This is a genomic window from Streptomyces sp. CAU 1734 (genome assembly GCF_039888735.1).
Classification (GTDB): domain Bacteria; phylum Actinomycetota; class Actinomycetes; order Streptomycetales; family Streptomycetaceae; genus Streptomyces.
This window is the reverse complement of the sequence record NZ_JBDQQP010000005.1, coordinates 51,629-66,877: the sequence shown is the minus strand read 5'-3', so window position 1 is coordinate 66,877 and position 15,249 is coordinate 51,629. Positions and strand designations below refer to the sequence as shown.

At 65.2% G+C, this 15,249-nt stretch carries 18 protein-coding genes and 5 tRNA genes; 1 reads left to right on the top strand and 22 read right to left on the bottom strand.

Annotated elements, in window-relative coordinates:
• Positions 1-42: 42 nt before the first annotated feature.
• The 15 genes from AAFN69_RS10960 to AAFN69_RS10890 form a co-directional block, all read right to left on the bottom strand.
• Entirely contained in the window at positions 43-363 is a 321-nt protein-coding gene (locus AAFN69_RS10960; RefSeq protein WP_347728186.1) for a hypothetical protein, read from the bottom strand.
• 107 nt (positions 364-470) lie between these two features.
• The gene (locus AAFN69_RS10955) at positions 471-1,061 is read right to left on the bottom strand and encodes a phage tail protein (protein ID WP_347728185.1); all 591 of its coding nucleotides are present in this window, start codon (positions 1,059-1,061) and stop codon (positions 471-473) included.
• Positions 1,062-1,124: 63 nt separating this feature from the next.
• A complete protein-coding gene (locus AAFN69_RS10950; protein ID WP_347728184.1) occupies positions 1,125-1,481 on the bottom strand; it encodes a hypothetical protein in 357 nt (118 codons plus the stop codon).
• A gap of 10 nt (positions 1,482-1,491) precedes the next feature.
• Complete coding sequence (locus AAFN69_RS10945; RefSeq protein ID WP_347728183.1) at positions 1,492-1,860, bottom strand: hypothetical protein; 369 nt, start codon at positions 1,858-1,860, stop codon at positions 1,492-1,494.
• Positions 1,860-2,192, bottom strand: a complete 333-nt coding sequence (locus tag AAFN69_RS10940; protein WP_347728182.1) for a hypothetical protein — start codon at positions 2,190-2,192, stop codon at positions 1,860-1,862. The genes AAFN69_RS10945 and AAFN69_RS10940 overlap by 1 nt, the downstream gene beginning before the upstream one ends.
• Positions 2,193-2,209: 17 nt before the next feature.
• Positions 2,210-2,587 (bottom strand): hypothetical protein, encoded by a 378-nt coding sequence (locus tag AAFN69_RS10935; protein ID WP_347728181.1) that lies wholly within the window; start codon positions 2,585-2,587, stop codon positions 2,210-2,212.
• Between the two features lie 235 nt (positions 2,588-2,822).
• The gene (locus AAFN69_RS10930) at positions 2,823-3,845 is read right to left on the bottom strand and encodes a major capsid protein (protein WP_347728180.1); all 1,023 of its coding nucleotides are present in this window, start codon (positions 3,843-3,845) and stop codon (positions 2,823-2,825) included.
• A gap of 13 nt (positions 3,846-3,858) precedes the next feature.
• On the bottom strand, positions 3,859-4,254 hold the full coding sequence (locus AAFN69_RS10925) for a head decoration protein (protein WP_347728179.1): 396 nt from the start codon (positions 4,252-4,254) through the stop codon (positions 3,859-3,861).
• Between the two features lie 20 nt (positions 4,255-4,274).
• On the bottom strand, positions 4,275-4,832 hold the full coding sequence (locus tag AAFN69_RS10920) for a hypothetical protein (RefSeq protein WP_347728178.1): 558 nt from the start codon (positions 4,830-4,832) through the stop codon (positions 4,275-4,277).
• A 96-nt stretch (positions 4,833-4,928) separates the two neighbouring features.
• Complete coding sequence (locus tag AAFN69_RS10915; protein ID WP_347728177.1) at positions 4,929-5,090, bottom strand: hypothetical protein; 162 nt, start codon at positions 5,088-5,090, stop codon at positions 4,929-4,931.
• Positions 5,087-6,682: a hypothetical protein gene (locus AAFN69_RS10910; protein WP_347728176.1), complete on the bottom strand. Its 1,596-nt coding sequence runs from the start codon at positions 6,680-6,682 to the stop codon at positions 5,087-5,089. Before AAFN69_RS10910 ends, AAFN69_RS10915 begins: the two co-directional genes overlap by 4 nt.
• Positions 6,660-8,189 carry a phage portal protein gene (locus AAFN69_RS10905; RefSeq protein ID WP_347728175.1) on the bottom strand — a complete coding sequence of 510 codons (1,530 nt, stop codon included), beginning with the start codon at positions 8,187-8,189 and terminating at the stop codon, positions 6,660-6,662. Before AAFN69_RS10905 ends, AAFN69_RS10910 begins: the two co-directional genes overlap by 23 nt.
• Before the next feature lie 7 nt (positions 8,190-8,196).
• Entirely contained in the window at positions 8,197-9,834 is a 1,638-nt protein-coding gene (locus AAFN69_RS10900) for a terminase (protein WP_347728174.1), read from the bottom strand.
• A 965-nt stretch (positions 9,835-10,799) separates the two neighbouring features.
• Positions 10,800-11,414, bottom strand: coding sequence for a bifunctional DNA primase/polymerase (locus tag AAFN69_RS10895; protein WP_347728173.1), 615 nt, complete (start codon positions 11,412-11,414; stop codon positions 10,800-10,802).
• A gap of 250 nt (positions 11,415-11,664) precedes the next feature.
• On the bottom strand, positions 11,665-11,856 hold the full coding sequence (locus tag AAFN69_RS10890) for a hypothetical protein (RefSeq protein ID WP_347728172.1): 192 nt from the start codon (positions 11,854-11,856) through the stop codon (positions 11,665-11,667).
• A 721-nt stretch (positions 11,857-12,577) separates the two neighbouring features.
• Between AAFN69_RS10890 and AAFN69_RS10885 the strand changes: the two genes are divergently transcribed.
• The gene (locus AAFN69_RS10885) at positions 12,578-13,135 is read left to right on the top strand and encodes a DUF4352 domain-containing protein (protein WP_347728171.1); all 558 of its coding nucleotides are present in this window, start codon (positions 12,578-12,580) and stop codon (positions 13,133-13,135) included.
• Here AAFN69_RS10885 and AAFN69_RS10880 read toward each other — a convergent pair.
• The 7 genes from AAFN69_RS10880 to AAFN69_RS10850 all read right to left on the bottom strand — a co-directional run bounded on the left by AAFN69_RS10880 (position 13,119) and on the right by AAFN69_RS10850 (position 14,962).
• Positions 13,119-13,346 (bottom strand): hypothetical protein, encoded by a 228-nt coding sequence (locus AAFN69_RS10880; RefSeq protein ID WP_347728170.1) that lies wholly within the window; start codon positions 13,344-13,346, stop codon positions 13,119-13,121. The two genes, AAFN69_RS10885 and AAFN69_RS10880, sit on opposite strands and share 17 nt — an antisense overlap.
• A gap of 69 nt (positions 13,347-13,415) precedes the next feature.
• Positions 13,416-13,844: a DUF6221 family protein gene (locus tag AAFN69_RS10875; protein ID WP_347728169.1), complete on the bottom strand. Its 429-nt coding sequence runs from the start codon at positions 13,842-13,844 to the stop codon at positions 13,416-13,418.
• 110 nt (positions 13,845-13,954) lie between these two features.
• Positions 13,955-14,032: transfer RNA gene (locus AAFN69_RS10870), tRNA-Pro, on the bottom strand.
• 36 nt (positions 14,033-14,068) lie between these two features.
• A tRNA-Thr gene (locus AAFN69_RS10865) sits at positions 14,069-14,144 on the bottom strand.
• Positions 14,145-14,503: 359 nt separating this feature from the next.
• A tRNA-Trp gene (locus tag AAFN69_RS10860) sits at positions 14,504-14,577 on the bottom strand.
• Positions 14,578-14,719: 142 nt separating this feature from the next.
• A tRNA-Leu gene (locus AAFN69_RS10855) sits at positions 14,720-14,793 on the bottom strand.
• Positions 14,794-14,888: 95 nt separating this feature from the next.
• Positions 14,889-14,962 (bottom strand) — tRNA-Arg (locus AAFN69_RS10850).
• Between the last annotated feature and the right edge of the window lie 287 nt (positions 14,963-15,249).

Sequence of the window (15,249 nt, the reverse complement as noted above, 5' to 3'; positions counted from 1 at the left end):
CCAGAAGGTCCGCGCCATGGAAGTAGCGGAGGAGGTCAGCCTCTAGCGCTTCCGCGTGCTCTTCCGCGATGCGGAGGGCTTGCCAGACTTTCCCGGGGTCTCTCCCACAGCCTCAATGGCGGCCGAGGTGAACTCACCGATCTGCTCGAAAGTGGCATCCAGGTCAACGAATTTGGCAACGTCGTCCTCGTGCAATGCGCCGGCCGCCCAGGTGTCGAAATCCCCATTGCGCAGTGCGCGCATGTAGCTGGGGCGCCAGTGCTTCATGTCCTTGATGCGGAGAGGGGTACCGTCCAGCTCAGCGACGCCGTAGCCGTCGGTGGCCTCAAGTTCCTGAGCCTGTGCGGGGGTGATGTCAGACATGCGCGGGTCTCCTAAGAAGAGTGGGCGCGGGTCGGTGAAGCAAGGGGAATAGCAGAGCCCCGGACCCGCGCGGTACAGGGCTCTGCTGGTATGTGACTAAGGCCGGATCACGGGCCAGGGAAGTAGCCGGAAACATCGACGCCGCCAAAGTGGATCGAGCGCTTCACAGCCGCAGTTCCGCCGGTTCCCCTGAAGAACTTGAACGTCATCTGAAGTGGCATGACGTCCTGCGTCTGCGGCTGTTCGTCACCACGCTCCACTACAAGCCCATTGGGCATGTAGAGACGCATTCGCTTGTCCCCATCCTTCGTATCGAAGAGAAAGGCATAGCGGAGGTCCGCTGGCTTGTCCGGGAGGTCATACGTGACAACGCCAGTCGTCGGCTCCAAGGAAGCGAGCGGAACGTTGTCGTAAAGCGACCGAACTGCGGGGTTGATGCCCTCCAGGAACGTGACTTGGTTCGTCTTCGTGGACTTTGTCATCAGGGTGCGAATCGGCTCCAGCGACCCCGCCGCCTCGACATCCTTCTGTTCCTGCTCGGTCTTGAAAACACCGCCGTCCGTGGTGATCCATCCGAGACTGATCCACGGCGTCGCGGGATCAGCAAACGCCGCAGGCATCGCCGTATTCACGGCCGCCATGTGGACGAAGTAGTCAGTTGCGCCGAACGTCAGCTCGGCATCACGGTTTACCGCCATGAGCCCTCCAGGGCATGGGAGAAGCCCGAAAGCCGTCGGCATTCGGGGCTGAAAGTCAGGGGGTTATGCGGCCCGGAGGCTCACGGTGTACGTTGCTCCGCGACGATGGACCGCCGGGTTATGCCATGGCTGGCGGGACGGCCCCGAGTCACATCTCACGTCGCGGATGACGACGTTGCCGACGGGGCCGCGGAGGAACAGCAGGGCGGCACTGAGTCGGTTCGACAGTGTCCGCGCCTCGTCGGCTGTGGCCGCGAAAACGTCGACTGCCACGCGGGGGTGCAGGGAGAAGCGCGCGTCCGGGCCGCCGATGCGCTCCACTCGGACCATCGGGAGGCGCTTCTCCAGATCGGGTGGTGTCTCAGCGGCGCTGAAGACGTCGAGGATGGCCTCAATCCACGGAGGCAGCACCGCCTCCACCTCCGGAAACTCAGGTGTTGACACCGCCACTCACCGCCTTCAGCGCGTCAATGGCTCGCTGCATAGGGGCATAGCGTGGTACTCGTCCGTCTCCCCGCTCCACACGCCACGCGTGCCGCGCAGTGTTGAGGAGTCGAGCTCCGGGGCGCATCCGAGGACGGCCCTTGAAGGGCACGTTCTTGATGATCGGGACGACCGCGAAGCTTGCCTTGTAGAGGCCCGGATGGGAGTCCTCCACCGGGTCACCGACGGGTGAGAATCCCTCTGCGAGCACCTTCAACTTGTCTGCCGCGCTGTTACAGGGCGGCTGAAGCCACGGGCGCTGAAGCATCGCTCCGATACCGGTGTACCGGCCGTAGTACTTGGATCGCGTCGCCATCAGCCGGTCACCTCCTCCAGTGCGGCCTCCACGCGGGCCAGTGATGTGAGTGGGAAGACGAGGGGGCGGCCGATGACCTGCCACACCTCGGAGCCGCGAAGAATCTCGTCGTCCGCCCAGACGTCAGTTCCGAGAGGCGCGGCCAGGACGCGGCGCGTCGTCACGGCCGATGAGGCGTCGTGCGTCTCCGACGAGGATCCGACCGTCACTCCGTAGGGGCTCATCACCGCGCAGTTCTCCACGGTGATGAGCACGGGCGGGCCCGGGACGAGTGATCCGGTGGAGTCACGCACTCGTGGGCCGGGCCGGCGGAGGGTGATGGTCTCGGACATGAGCGCCGCGATCAGACTCACAGTGCCCGCCAGACCGTCACCGGCTGAGCGATGTCCGCCGGGGCGATGTTCAGCATCGACGCTCCGGAAGCCAGACCTACCGCACGCCGCAACCGACGTCGCTCGTCGTCAGAGAGGACCACGCCAGTCTGTGTGTCCGCGTAGCTGACCAGCATTCCGCCGGCCTGCTCGGAGCGGACACCGGTGGGGTTCGTCAGCACCCGCGCCGCTACCGCCAGGGCGACCGACTTCACGCCAGGCTGGAGGGGGTCCGTCAGCCGGTCCCCCACCTCCCCGCGGATCGCGTCCTCCGTCAGGTCGTGCGCCAGGGCGGCGCGCTCGTCAGAGGTGGGGCCGATCAGCGCACGCAGCTCAGCCGGACTGAACAGGGGCATCAGATGCTCCCGCCTTCCGGCGCGGAGCGCGCTTCGTCGCAGGTGGACGGCCTGCGGTGGTCTCACGCGAGTCGACTAGCGTGGGCGGATCGGACCACGCCTTGGGGTTGGTGATGAGTTCCTGCGCCCACTCCGGGACGTCGTCGGCGGGGCCGAAGACATGCGGCGACCCGTCGGAATCCATGATGTGGACGATGGACTGTAGCGATGCCACGCCAATGCCTCGCGCTCTCTGTCAGAGGACGTCTGCGACGAACGTAAGATCGGGGGCGCCCAGAACGGGAAGGACAATCGCAGTTGCGCGGGTCCACACAGTCTGGGGATCCTCGGACTTGTAGGCGCCCACGGCCACGCCCGCGGCGTCGCCCTGGAGGCCGTACCGGGAGTCGTTCGCCTCCACCGGGACACCCCACAGCGTCTTCCCCAGAGCGTCACCCTGAGCCGGGAGGAATGCGATCTTGTCCTCTGGGGTCACCCGGGTCGCGGTGCCTCCGACGGACACCTTCGCGTCGTAGATCACGACCGGCGGAATGTCGAAGTCGCCTAGGATGTTGTTCAGGTCGTCCTTAGTAAGGACGGTCGGAGCGGTCGATGCGCCACGGTAAGCGAGTTCACGTATCTGCTTGTTCCTGCGCAGGAAGTTGTACGCCTTCCGGGACATCAGCGTGTTGGCCGGGAGGTCGCCGTTGGTGTCGTTGTAGACGTCGAGCCACGCCATGAAGTAGTCGTAGGCCAGAGAGGTCTCCGTCGAGCTCCACGCGATGGCGGCCGTCACGGAATGCCCGGCCTTGCGGCCGAAGTCCACGCCGGCGGAGACGTTGTTCTCCGCGATGGTCACGGAGCCGTTGAAGATCGCGTCACCTCGGGCAAGCTCCGCGCGGGCCCCAATGGCGCTGACACCCTTGACGGCGTCGGCCTCCATGGCGTCGCGGATCTCGTCGGCCTGACTGTCGACGTTCCGCATCTTGATTTGGTCGTACTCGCTCAGCGGGTACTTCCGCGAGATCGGCGGCAGTTCGCCAGTCACTCGCGCGGCGCCGGACCGGCTGCCGATGTCCGACTCAGCGTCGAACGCACGGAAAACGGCTGCCTCCACGAGGCCACCACCTCCGCGGTTGAAGCGGTACACGAGATCGTTGATGGTGTCGTTGGGGAGCCATCGGTTGAGGGAGAACGTATTCTCCTCCCGGTCCCGCAGGGCCTCACGCGCGTAGCCGGTCAGCTCCGCCGGAGTCGCATACTCAGTGATGAGCTGCATGTATCAGTACCTCTCAGACGAAGATGACGCGGGCACCGAGATCGGTCTTCCCAGCGGCGTCGATGGTGACGGGGAGCTTCGCTTCACGGATGAAGCAGTGCAGGAGCATCGAGCCCACGACCTTCGTGGAGGTCACGCGGCGGGCATTGACGTCCTGAGCGGTGAAGAGGAACCCGACACAGGTCTGTCGTCCGTCGGATGCGGCGTCGTCGTACGGGCCGTAGAGGCTCGTCGCGGTCACCTTGCCGAGTGGAATGCCGGACTTGATGTACCCGTCCGGGTAGTGAGTGCCGGCAGTGAACTTGCTGACATCGAGCGATACGCTGACGGGCGCGTCAGTGCCATGTGCGGACCCCAGCCAATCGCGGCGGTCCTGAGTGAAGCTCTCAACCTTCAGGCTGAGGTCCATACGTCCTCCAGTGGAGTAGGTCAGTTCTTCGCGTGGCGCGCGCGATATCGCTCAGCGCCGGATGCGGTGGTTCGAGCGCCGCCCACGTCGGCACCACGAGGGCCACCGACACGGGCCGGTGGCGGGTTGGTGACAGGTGCGGCAGGAGCGAAGTCGTTCAGCAGTTCGTCGGCATCGGCCTCCAGTTCCTCCCGCGTGGAGCCCTGGAGCCGGCGGGCCTGAGCCGGGGTGAGCCCTTTCTCCGCGGCCACCGTGATGCGAAGCGCGGACGCAAGCGCCTCGTCCCGCTCACGCTCAGCGGTGATCCGAGCAGCGTCAGCGGCGTCCTTCTCCGCCTGGACGCGCTCCGTGTCGCTCAGTTCCGCAGCCTTGCGGGTGGCGAGTTCGGCGTCAGCGGCACGCAGCCGCTCCAGCTCTGTGGGGTCGACGCCCGCGTTAGCGCGCTGCTCGTGCTTGCGCGCGTGATGCTTCCAGTACGCCACCTGATGCTCCGGCGCCATGTCAGACGTCGGGGTGTTGTCCGGGTATCCGTGCTCATTGACGGCCGGAGGGGTCGGCGGAGTAGTGGGCTCAGGCATGGTGGTCTCCCCTGTCGGGATGGTCGTCAGCCCATGGCGGGCATGAAAAAGGGCCCATCGGTGTGATGGGCCCTACGGGTGTTGGGGTACGGAGGACTAGGAGATCTCGGCCGGCTCCATGCATGGGCCGTCGTCGCCGTACTCCATCATCAGCGGGTCGCGGTTGGTGATGACTACGCCTTCAGGTGCGCCGTCCTGTGACGGCTCGTCCGTCACGTACCGCACATCACCGCTCCGGATCTCGCCCGGCATGGTCACCTCAGCAGTCCTAGATCTTCGAAAAGGTCGTCCAGTGCGTCAGCTACCGGGGCAAAGTCATCCAGCTCCCACTGTCGCTGGTAGCCGATGGACGGACCAGATATCAGAGTGGAGTTCTGTCCAAGCCGAAGAATTCTGTCGAGCTGAGCCAGCAGCACAGGATCCCCGGATCGGAGCGCGATCCACTGAGCATACGCCCGGCCGAACAGCTCCCGCGGCTGGATGAAGTACGGTGCCTCCGACGGTTTGAAGTGGTACGTCGTCCCGTCCTTCTCGAACACCGCCCACACATCGTCCGTGCTCGCAGCCTGGTCACGCAGCGACGCGTACGCGCGGGTCTGCATCACAGCCCAGAACCATCCGGCAAGCGGATGCGTCGGCTGCATGTGTGCCGGGTTGAGTTCGTCAGAGAGCAGCCGAGTCATGCTGTCACCGAGCGCGCTCAGGTCCAGTAGATGCCCCAGCTCGTGCACCACCGTCAGCTCAGGCCACCCACCCCGTCCTGTTACACGGAGGGCCGTCGGCCCTGAGACGTCCCACTCCAGCGCGCCAAGCCGTCCGGGCTGCGCGCTGAGCAGCGGAATCGACGGCATCTCTCGGTCCATGCCGTGCACGCGTGCGATAGCCGCGATGGCGTGGTCGAGTGCCTGCCGTTCGCGCTCGCTCGGAGCGTCGTCGCCCGAGCCGTCGTATATGGATGACCCCAGTGGGCCCGGACCATCTGACGGTGGAGTCGGTACGGCCGGCGGGGAGGTTGGAGGCTCGTCGCCATGCCCATCGGATCCCATCGGGCCGATGTCTTCGGCACTCGTGAACTTGTGGTCCTTGTAGCTCAGTACCGGACCGATCTCACCGTGCTGCCGCGCAATGATGATCTTTCGGTAGTCAATCGCGCGGCCACCACGGTCCATGCGTCCTGTGGCGTCCTCCACCAGCTCGTGCACGCGCTCCAGCAGCGCCTCATCCACGATCTGTCCGGGATCCTCGTCGGCGCTGACCAGCTTCACCAGGCAGTCACAGCCGGGGTGGATCGGAGCGAGGTTCCTTTTCCGATAGCGCTGTGTCGACGCGATCATGCACAAGGCACAGTCGTACTCGCCTTGGAGGACACGCACGGTGTATTCGAAGCGCGGCATCGAGGCGCCCACCTCGCGCACGGTGTGTGTGCGGGCAAGCTGGAGATCCGTCTTCGTGATGGACGTGAGGCGTCGCTCGCCCCGCTCAATGGCGTCAGCGAGGGGCACGCCCTTCGACAGGGCTGCGCGCAGCTCCACGAAAGGGCGCTCGTACACCTCGTTCGGATCCACTCCGCGAAGGGCGGCACCGGTCACGGCGTCCAGGTCCAGGGCGACGCGGTCCGCGCCAGGGTCCAACTCCCGGTACGACTGTTCCAGGTAGGCGGCTGTCAGGGTCGCTATGTTGCGCTGACCGGCCAGGATGATCGGAAGCGCATCACGTCGGAAGCCACGCGCGTCGGCGTCCCGGTAGGCGTCAAGGCCACTCCAGATGCGTCCTACACGCCCGAGGACTGTCCCCCACACACGCTGAACTGCGGCCCCGTACCGACCATCAAGCGGCGATGGCGTCGTCATCCGCCACCCCGTCCCGGCCTATAGTCGTCCGGGTGTCGCGCTGTTCACGGGCGTCACGGATGTCAGTGATCGGGGCCGGCGGAGGCGTGGCGTTCATCGAGTCCGCGGCGCGGTCGATCTCCATACGCGCGATCTGCGTCGGCGTGTACCGCATGTCCTCCATGCGCTGACGCCACGGCACGTCGGCTGCCTTCTTCTTCACAGCAGCGTCGGCAAGTTCAGCAACAGAGCGGGACTCCGGGTCCTGCCAAAGGGTCTCCGCGTGCCAAGCACTCGCGCGAGCCTCGTCGCCAAGGACGCGGAATGCCAGACGCATGACCGCTTCCCAGCTCTCTCCGAAAGCCCGCTGACGGTCGCGGACCTTGGACACGAGGCCGGTTTCCGCGGCCGTCAGGGCGGAGCCGCTGACGTTGACGACCTGCCCAAGGAGGTAATGCGGAGGTGTGCGACTGATAGCCGCGAGATCTTGCACCGCAGAGCTCACAGCCGCAATGTACGGCCGGAGGTCGGTGGCGCTGAATTCCCCGAATCTGACTTCGGGGTCATCCACCGTCCACAGGCGTCGGATGTCGAGCTGGAAAGGCTGGATCTTCTCGCCCGTGAGCGGATCCTCATCCACCTGGAGGCCGGCGGCGTATCGCTGCCGGAAGGCGCCATACTTCATGGCCGCAATCAGGTTAATCAACGAAATGTTGATCCGCGTCTGAATGCTCAGAACGTCCTCGTGCTCCGCGAAGCCTTCAGGCCGGCGGGTGCGGCGGTTGATGAACGGAACGAGCGGCACCATGCCCAAAACATTGGCGCTGCTGTCGCTCTCAGAGTTCGGCACCGCCACGGCGTCCCAGCCGCGTAGGTCGCCGCGCGCGACACTGAACGACGGGTTCTCCGAAGCGGTTCTGAATTCCCGGATCTCCGTCGGAGTCCACAGCGTCGCCCGGGTCTCTCCGGTCCAGTCGTCTCGCCACAGTTTCAGCCCCGCGGCCAACTGTCTCCGGTTTCCCTGCGCGTGCTCCACTGCAACCTGACGAGGAGTCTCGTGCGTGAGCACGGGCCGTCCGTCGTCGCCACGCTCCACGAGAACGAAAGCCCGTCGCTGCGATAGCGCGCCGTAATGGACGAGATCCGCATCCGCGTCCATGCTGTTTTCCTGCCAGATGCGGTTGGCGTCGTCGTCCGCCTTCTGAGCGTCCTGGCTGGCAGCCTCGTCGGGCTCACCGAATCGAAAGCCGTCGACATGAATTCGTTCGGCCGATGAGTCCAGGACGAGAGAAGTGTAGTTGGTGCGGGCATCCCGCATCCAGTCTTTCGCCTCTCGCGGCTCGACGCCCAGTACGTGCGGGATAGGCGGGTTGCCCTCTGCGAAATTGCGCAAGGTGTCCAGGCCGGGGCGGACGTCACCCGTGGCGGGATCCGGAGAATCCGGCTGCTCGTCAAGGATGCGACGTCCAAGACGTCTCAGCCACCATCCGGGAGATTCGACTTCTGAGGCTTTTACAGCCACTTGCATACCTCCCTCAGAAGGCGACTAGACGGCCGGTGCGCTTCTTGCGCTTGGTAATGCCCGCGGCTACCGCGTCAGCGCGGCATTCGTAGGCGAGGACGGCCGACATGGCGGCGTCGATTTTCTTGGGGCTCTTCTTGTGCTCCTTGCCGATACCCATGTGGTTGCGGCCCATTGGGCGGCGACGAGCGTTGAGCACGTGACGCGTAAGCGTGGCTCCCCACGTCAGGTGTCGCAGCGCTGCGTCGGGATCCAGCGTCTCCGCGTGGCTGAGGCCCTTGTCCTCCACGGCCTCCATGAAGCGATCCAGGGCCGTCTCCATCACAGTCGGACGGTTCGTCCACCACTCCAGAGGCCGGGCCTGTGTCGCTCTGACCTGGAGTTTTTCACCGAAGTCAGCCGTCCACCGGTCTACGTAGTCCTGCCAGTGCGGCGGGTCGGCGTAGAAGCCGCAGACGTCAAAGCGGTCGAAAGCACGGGCCACGGCAGCGTCTACCGCCTCGCGGTCCACCTGCCATCCGTCGCCCTCAGGGCCTTCCGGCTTTTCCCAGCAGCCGAGGAGCATGAGATGTCCGTCGGATACTCGGCAGGCGGTGAGGGCGGTTGCATCGTCCCGAATAGAGCCGTCGAATCCCAAAGTGATCAAGTCGCCGTCGGCTATCTCTTCCGCGCGACGGCAGAGCGCCCAGGCATCCGGATCCATCCATGCATCGGAAGCGACAGTGCGGGAGTTGAGGAAGTAGCGCCGGCCGTCCGCGGAGTCGTTGCGGAGGTCGTAGAAATCATCGACAAGGGACTCCAGGTCCATCCACTCCATGGCGTCGCCATAGGCGTCGATGAGGGCGGCGCGAAGTTCTTCCTCGTCCTTCAGGTTCTTGCACTCGCCCCAGCGGTGGTCATACATAAGGCGCGCACGGCCGCGTTTCTTACGACCGTCGCGAATAGCTTCCGCTTCCTCGTACGTCCGCTCAGCAACCGAGTCCTGACCAGGCGCAAACATCGTCGTGGTTTCGAGAAACCACGTCTGCGCACCGCGCTTCCGCTTGCGAAGATTTCGCGTGACGGTCGCATACATCCGGCGGAGTTCGGGGGTGTTGTAGAGGTGGGTTTCGTCAAAGCACACCCACGTTTCCTTGCCTCCATCCTTCGAGGAGCTGGAGGCGGTGGACGGCATAATCTCTCCGCCGTCAGGGAGGATGATTCGAGTCAACCCAACGTCAACGTTGGGAACTTGTGATAGGGGCGACGCCTCGTCGGTCAAGTTGAAATGGATGGTGTCGAACACGTTCCCGGTCTGACCTTCCTCCGTCGCCATGATGCGGAGGTAGGGAACCTTGACCGGCCGGCCCATCGGCTCACCAGGCTCGTACACATACTCAAAGCCCAAGCCCCACGGATCCCGGTAGACCTCACCACCCTCCGCCCATCCGCCGAACCGGGCGGGGCCGAGAGCTTCGAAGAGACCGATGCGGGCGCCAAGGCCGCTCTTGTCACAGCCCTTGGGGCGGCTGAAGAAAGCCGAGTCGTACATGCGACGGCCCTCGTCGTCATCGGCTGCGTAGCAGTCCACGACGAAACCGGTGTACTCGTCACCATGACGTACCGGCTCACCCTGGACATCGCCAGGGCCGTGCACGACGAAGTACTCCATCCATGCGACCGATAGCCACCCGAGAGAGCGGGATCGGTCGTGACCGGGGGCGCGCACAATAGCGCGCGGCACACGGTCTCCTAACCAGTAAGGCGGGCTCTCCGCGAGGTGATGTCAGAGACATTCGCGGGGCGCTGTGCGGCCCTCTGAGCGGCGTTTGTTGGGTCGTCCACCTTCAGCTTCAGGCGGGCCCTGTCCTCCGGTGTAGCGCCGAATTTGGCGGCTCTGAGGCGCACTTCAGAAGCGAACTCCCATCGACCCTTCGCCCACATGGTGTGGTGCATCAAGGCGGTGTCGATGAGGAAGATCCAGTCAGTGGCAACGAAGGTTTGCGCCTGCGCGCTCGTACGCCAGGAATCCCACCAGAGCTGAGTCATCGGGTGCCATGGAAGGGCTTCCCCCGTCGCCTCGTCGGCACCTAGAACTCCCTCCGGCAGCTCCGGGCCGCGGAGTTCATCGTCAGGGACGATCGTCGTCAGGGACTCCACGGCGTTGCGCCGGCGGCGTCGTGATGGGTCCTTGGGTGCTGGTCCGTGTCCGGCCATGTCACCTCCTAAGCTCTGCTAGATTCGAAGCGCGCGTAAACGAGGCGGCACCTGACGGCCTTTCTCGTACTGTGCGCGCAGGCTTTGCCGTAAGACCTTTCGAGTCTCGTTCGAAACGCAGCGACGGATCAGTGATCCAACGCAACGAATCCCACGTCAGGGGGCGACCTCGATCTGACCAAACATGCACCAGTTCGCATGGGTCGGATCGAGCGTCCATGCCCGGTCCGACCCCACCCACAGAAGGGTTGAAGGACCGGATGGAACCCTACGAATGGATCGCTGGAGCCGTAGGCGTGGCGGGAGTCGCACTCGTCATCGTGTTCAGGCGCGCTCACGGCATTCTGCGCCAGGCTCGGACCACAGTTCGTCGCTACTACGACGTGCGGGTGGAGATGGAGAACTGTCGTCAGCGGGTGGCTAACGCCCGCTCGTCAGACGATTGATCACGCCCTGAAGGTTCGCAAGGCTGGACGGGGCGTTGCCATGTCGGCGTCCCGTCATTGCGATGTACCGGCCGGTGCCGTAGATCTCCACGGCCAGACCGCCAGGGCGCCGGATGCGGCGTCCCTGTCGGACGTCCGCGCGGCCCCAGATGTGCAGACCGTCGCCGGACGGGGACACCTCTACGTAGGTGGTGCCCGCGTCACGGACGATGTCCGCGGCCCACGGAGCAAGCGCTCCGGTGAGGCGGTTACGGCAGTGGTCAAGGTCGATACACACGATGTCGTCTTCATCGGAGAGGACGAAGCCCGTCCCAACGCCGGCCGTCGAAGCGAATGCGGCCTCGTGTGTGCTCCATGTCTGCGGATCCGTCGAAGAGGCCGCGGAGCCGTCCACCGTCAGCGGCACCTTCGTCGCCGAGCGGCGGATCCAGCGGCCGGCGGTGCGGAGGTCGGCAGGGATGGGGTCGGCTTTCGCGGCGCGATGAGCGGCCACTCGGCAGCGTCCAGAGCAGAACCGGGGTATCCGTCCAACGCCCGTGGCGGGCAGTTCGGCAAAGCATCCGTCTCGCTCGCAAGTCCGCATCGCCATACCCCCATAATACAGGGCGTGTAACGAAACGACGCTCTGACCTGCGTAAACACTGAGTCAAGGTGAGTCGAGCCGCTGCGTGCCCGTCTGCCGATTCCGGGGTCGCGACACTCCGGTAGGTAGCTCGCAGGCCGCGTGCCGGGCGCCTGCGGACGCCATGGCGGTATCCCCCAGACCCGTACAGACAGCGAGGACCAGCACCTCTTCGGTCTCCAGGCGGGCCCGCTGGGGATCACCCCCCTGGTCCCGGCTAGGTGAGCTTGGCTGTGAAGCCGGCGCGAGGCTGCGTGCGCTCCCCGTCAGCATGCTCACCGCGGATCTCCAGGCGGCTCGGGATGAGCGTCACGGTGACCGTGGTGACGTCGTCGTCTCGCACTCGCACACGGATCGAGCCGGCTGCAACCAGCCCAACGTCAGTGCCGTTCACGAGCACGCGTGTCACGCTCACACCTCGCTCTCCGGTGTCGTCATCCTCCAGGAGCACCACGTGTGCGCCACTCACGGGCGCCACCTATGCGGCCATGCCGTCATCGTCGTCCTCCAGTGCAGGATGAGTAGGTCTCGGACGAGCCACGCTTACGCGCGTACGTGCGGCTGCTGTGCCTCCCTCATGGCCGCTCTTGTGGCGGTGATGCCATGGGCACAGGAGCTGGAGGTTGGTATCTGAGTGGTCGTCGCCAGGCATGATGTGATCCACGTCAGTACCTGGTAGCTCACATCGTCGGCCGTCGCTGTACCGCGCCACGCAGACACCGCCATCACGGCGGATGATGCGTCGTCGGATGCGAGGCCAGTCCTTGGGGAGTCGCTGCCGGCGAGTACTTCCCTCCCACGCCATCAGCGCCACACCTTCGGCCACCGGCAGACGCCATACCCGCGGCCCACCAGGACGACGGATACACCGCACGCTCCTCGCCACGTCCCGCCGCCGACGGGCCCGACGCCCCATCTACGTCCGTTGGTCGGGCGGTACCTCAGGAAGTCCCATCCACTCATGCGGCCTGGCCTCCATTCCGGCCACATGGCCACGTATCAGTCACGCTGAAATCCCTTTGGATTCCCGCATGCGGGCATGCGCACGTGCCCTACGCTGAGCCCCATACAGGGCCCACAGAGGCCGTTCACGCATGGGGGAATCAATGAGGTCGTCGCGCAGGTTCGTCGTGTCCGCAGCCGCTCTGATCGCCGCATCCGGGATCGTCGGGTGCTCGACGGAGGAGAAGCCGAGTGAGCCGGCCAAGGAATCGTCAGTGGCGGCAGACAAGCCGAGCAAGCCGGCTGAGGAGCCGTCCTCCGCGCCACCCGCTCCGGTGCTGTCGGTCGGACAGTCGGGCACGTACACGGCAGTGGACAGCGCTGACGAGACCTTGACGACCAAGATGCAAGTCACCGTGAAGGGCGTGAAGTACGTAGATCCCGCAGGCGTCGGCACGTCGACCAAGGCGAAGGGCCAGTACGCCGTCCTCACGCTCACAGTGAAAAATGTGGGCAGCAAGGAAGGATCGTTCTCGTCCTACGGAATCATGAAGTGGCAGGACGCCTCCACGGCAGCGCAGAACGCGTCCACCCTGGAGACCACCGGGGAAGGACAGGAGCTCGACACCACGTACGCACCGGGGCAGTCAGCTACCGGAGATATCGTGCTGGACGTCGCACGCAAGGGCGGGAGCGTCAACTACGGGTTCGCCGACCCGCTGTTCACGGTCACGATGCCGAAGTAGCACCGTCCCGCGCGATCGCGGCGTTGGACCAGAACATGACCTCTTCGAGCCTCGTGACCGCTATTGACTTCTCCCGGCCCTCCGGTAGCACGCGGTTCAGCAGCTCTGCCAACTCGCGGCATGCGCTCCTGACATCGCTGTGCGCCTCAGCTTTGTCGTGACGGCTGGAGGCGTGGAACGCGAACCGGCGATCAAGGTCGTCAGGCGTCATCTCATCATCATCACGTAGGGAAGCCCCGGTGCGGAACCCTTCCGTCGCACCGGGGCGGAACCGTTCGAACTACGGCCGCCACTCCTTGCGATAGCACGCGTGGCCGGCGTACGGCTGCGCCATCAGGCGGAGGGTGACGCACGGATAGGAATCCGAGCACTGCCCACACTCCACGCGCTTCGGATCCTGCGCGTCAGTCCGCGGAAAGTGCACGTCAAGGATCCGCAACTTCATGTCACTTTCCCGGCCAACCCGCCGCGGATCGTGAAGAGCAATGTGCACGCCAGCATGGACGCCGTACTTTCCATGCACCGGGTCGAGCGCCGCAATGTAGGCCATCGCGGTACCCATGAATTCAACTACGGCCTGTCGAGTGATGTTTCCCGGCCCGTTCCAGACCATTGTGGGGCTGAAGACCCAATCGGTGCCGCCGGCGTCTCGGGCAAGGTTCCACTCGTCTTCGTAGCGGGCGCGTAAGAACTCAGCGATTTCACACACCAGTCCTCAGTCTCCTCGTCAATTCGCCTTGAGTCTGGGCTAATACGGGATTCTACGTGGCGCAGCCCCAGTGCGGGACCTTTCCGCCGCACTGAGGCTGGTCTGGTTGTTGGTCGGGGCGGCAGGATTCGAACCTGCGGCCTCCCGCTCCCAAAGCGGGCGCTCTAGTCACGCTGAGCCACGCCCCGTGGCGGATCAGTTTGGATAATGTACAAACTGATCCCTGGAGCCCCCGGCAGGATTCGAACCTGCGACCCGCGCCTTACGAGGGCGCTGCTCTTCCAACTGAGCTACGGGGGCATGACTTCGTGGAGGGATTCGAACCCTCGATGACACCGCCGGCTGAACCTCCCCGGCGCGCGTGTACTGCCTCACACCGCACGAAGTCTGCTCCCCGACAAGGATTCGAACCTCGTCCTCCGGTCCAGGGCCCGACGGTCTGCCGATTGAACTAGAGAAGACTAAGTGCCGCACCCGGGATCGAACCGGAGCCATGACCTGAGCCCGTAGCGCTCGTACGGCAGTGCGCTGTCCGGGTCCCGCCGTCGGACAGCCGCGCGCTCCTCGACGTCGCCCGACCCTCGATGAGATCCGTCGGCTTCGTCCGTCAGGGTGCGCTACTGCGGGCGCTCGCTGATCAGTCACGCACGGGACGCCCCTGGCACGGACGGGAGGGATCGAACCTCCGCGGGCGGTTTTGGAGACCGCTGCTCTACCACTGAGCTACGTCCATTCGTCGCCCCGGCATTGCCGGAGCGCGCGTGTTGCTGCCTTACCTCCGCAACTGTCACACGTCGCATCGGTCTGCCTCCCGGCCCGTGACGGCCGTTCAGCGCCCCGACCTCCGGAACGGAGGCGTCAGCCACGGGGCCGTGTACCGCACGAGGGATTTGAACCCCCAACCTCCCGGTGTTGAGCCGGGCGCCTCTGCCAGTTGGGCTACTGCGGCTTGGCGTCAGAGGCTCGCCAGGGATCCGGAGTCCGGCGGCATGACGCGTTGTGCAAGCGACTCAGTGGCCCGATGGGCGGGTGAGCCGTCGTGCGTGCTTCCGGGAGGACTCGAACCCCCGGCCTCCGGATCCGTAGTCCGGCGCTCTGTCCATCTGAGCTACAGAAGCTGATCCCCGGGCGCGGACTCACACCGCGCTCACCGCCCTGGTAGGGGCCCGTGCGACTACACCACCGGGGAAGACTGTGAACGGCCGGGGCGCTCTACCGCGCTCTACCCGGAGGAGAGTGCGGGGAGCACGGGAGCGCACCCGGGCCGTCGGAGAGGGTGAGGGGCCGCGCCATTCGCCGGCCCTCGTCGTTTTTCCCTCTACCTATGTTATGGGGTACGTGTTACGCGGGAGTGATCTTGGTTCGTCGCCCTCCGCGTCGCCCACGGTCAAACTGCCAAACTGGA

Bases quoted from the DNA above. Each gene is read 5' to 3' on its own strand.
- AAFN69_RS10940 (WP_347728182.1), bottom strand. From the start codon at position 2,192: ATGTCCGAGACCATCACCCTCCGCCGGCCCGGCCCACGAGTGCGTGAC.
- AAFN69_RS10925 (WP_347728179.1), bottom strand. From the start codon at position 4,254: ATGGACCTCAGCCTGAAGGTTGAGAGCTTCACTCAGGACCGCCGCGAT.
- AAFN69_RS10895 (WP_347728173.1), bottom strand. From the start codon at position 11,414: ATGGCGATGCGGACTTGCGAGCGAGACGGATGCTTTGCCGAACTGCCC.
- AAFN69_RS10960 (WP_347728186.1), bottom strand. From the start codon at position 363: ATGTCTGACATCACCCCCGCACAGGCTCAGGAACTTGAGGCCACCGAC.
- AAFN69_RS10930 (WP_347728180.1), bottom strand. From the start codon at position 3,845: ATGCAGCTCATCACTGAGTATGCGACTCCGGCGGAGCTGACCGGCTAC.
- AAFN69_RS10935 (WP_347728181.1), bottom strand. From the start codon at position 2,587: ATGCCCCTGTTCAGTCCGGCTGAGCTGCGTGCGCTGATCGGCCCCACC.
- AAFN69_RS10920 (WP_347728178.1), bottom strand. From the start codon at position 4,832: ATGCCTGAGCCCACTACTCCGCCGACCCCTCCGGCCGTCAATGAGCAC.
- AAFN69_RS10905 (WP_347728175.1), bottom strand. From the start codon at position 8,189: ATGCAAGTGGCTGTAAAAGCCTCAGAAGTCGAATCTCCCGGATGGTGG.
- AAFN69_RS10900 (WP_347728174.1), bottom strand. From the start codon at position 9,834: ATGGAGTACTTCGTCGTGCACGGCCCTGGCGATGTCCAGGGTGAGCCG.
- AAFN69_RS10880 (WP_347728170.1), bottom strand. From the start codon at position 13,346: ATGACGCCTGACGACCTTGATCGCCGGTTCGCGTTCCACGCCTCCAGC.
- AAFN69_RS10945 (WP_347728183.1), bottom strand. From the start codon at position 1,860: ATGGCGACGCGATCCAAGTACTACGGCCGGTACACCGGTATCGGAGCG.
- AAFN69_RS10955 (WP_347728185.1), bottom strand. From the start codon at position 1,061: ATGGCGGTAAACCGTGATGCCGAGCTGACGTTCGGCGCAACTGACTAC.
- AAFN69_RS10910 (WP_347728176.1), bottom strand. From the start codon at position 6,682: ATGACGACGCCATCGCCGCTTGATGGTCGGTACGGGGCCGCAGTTCAG.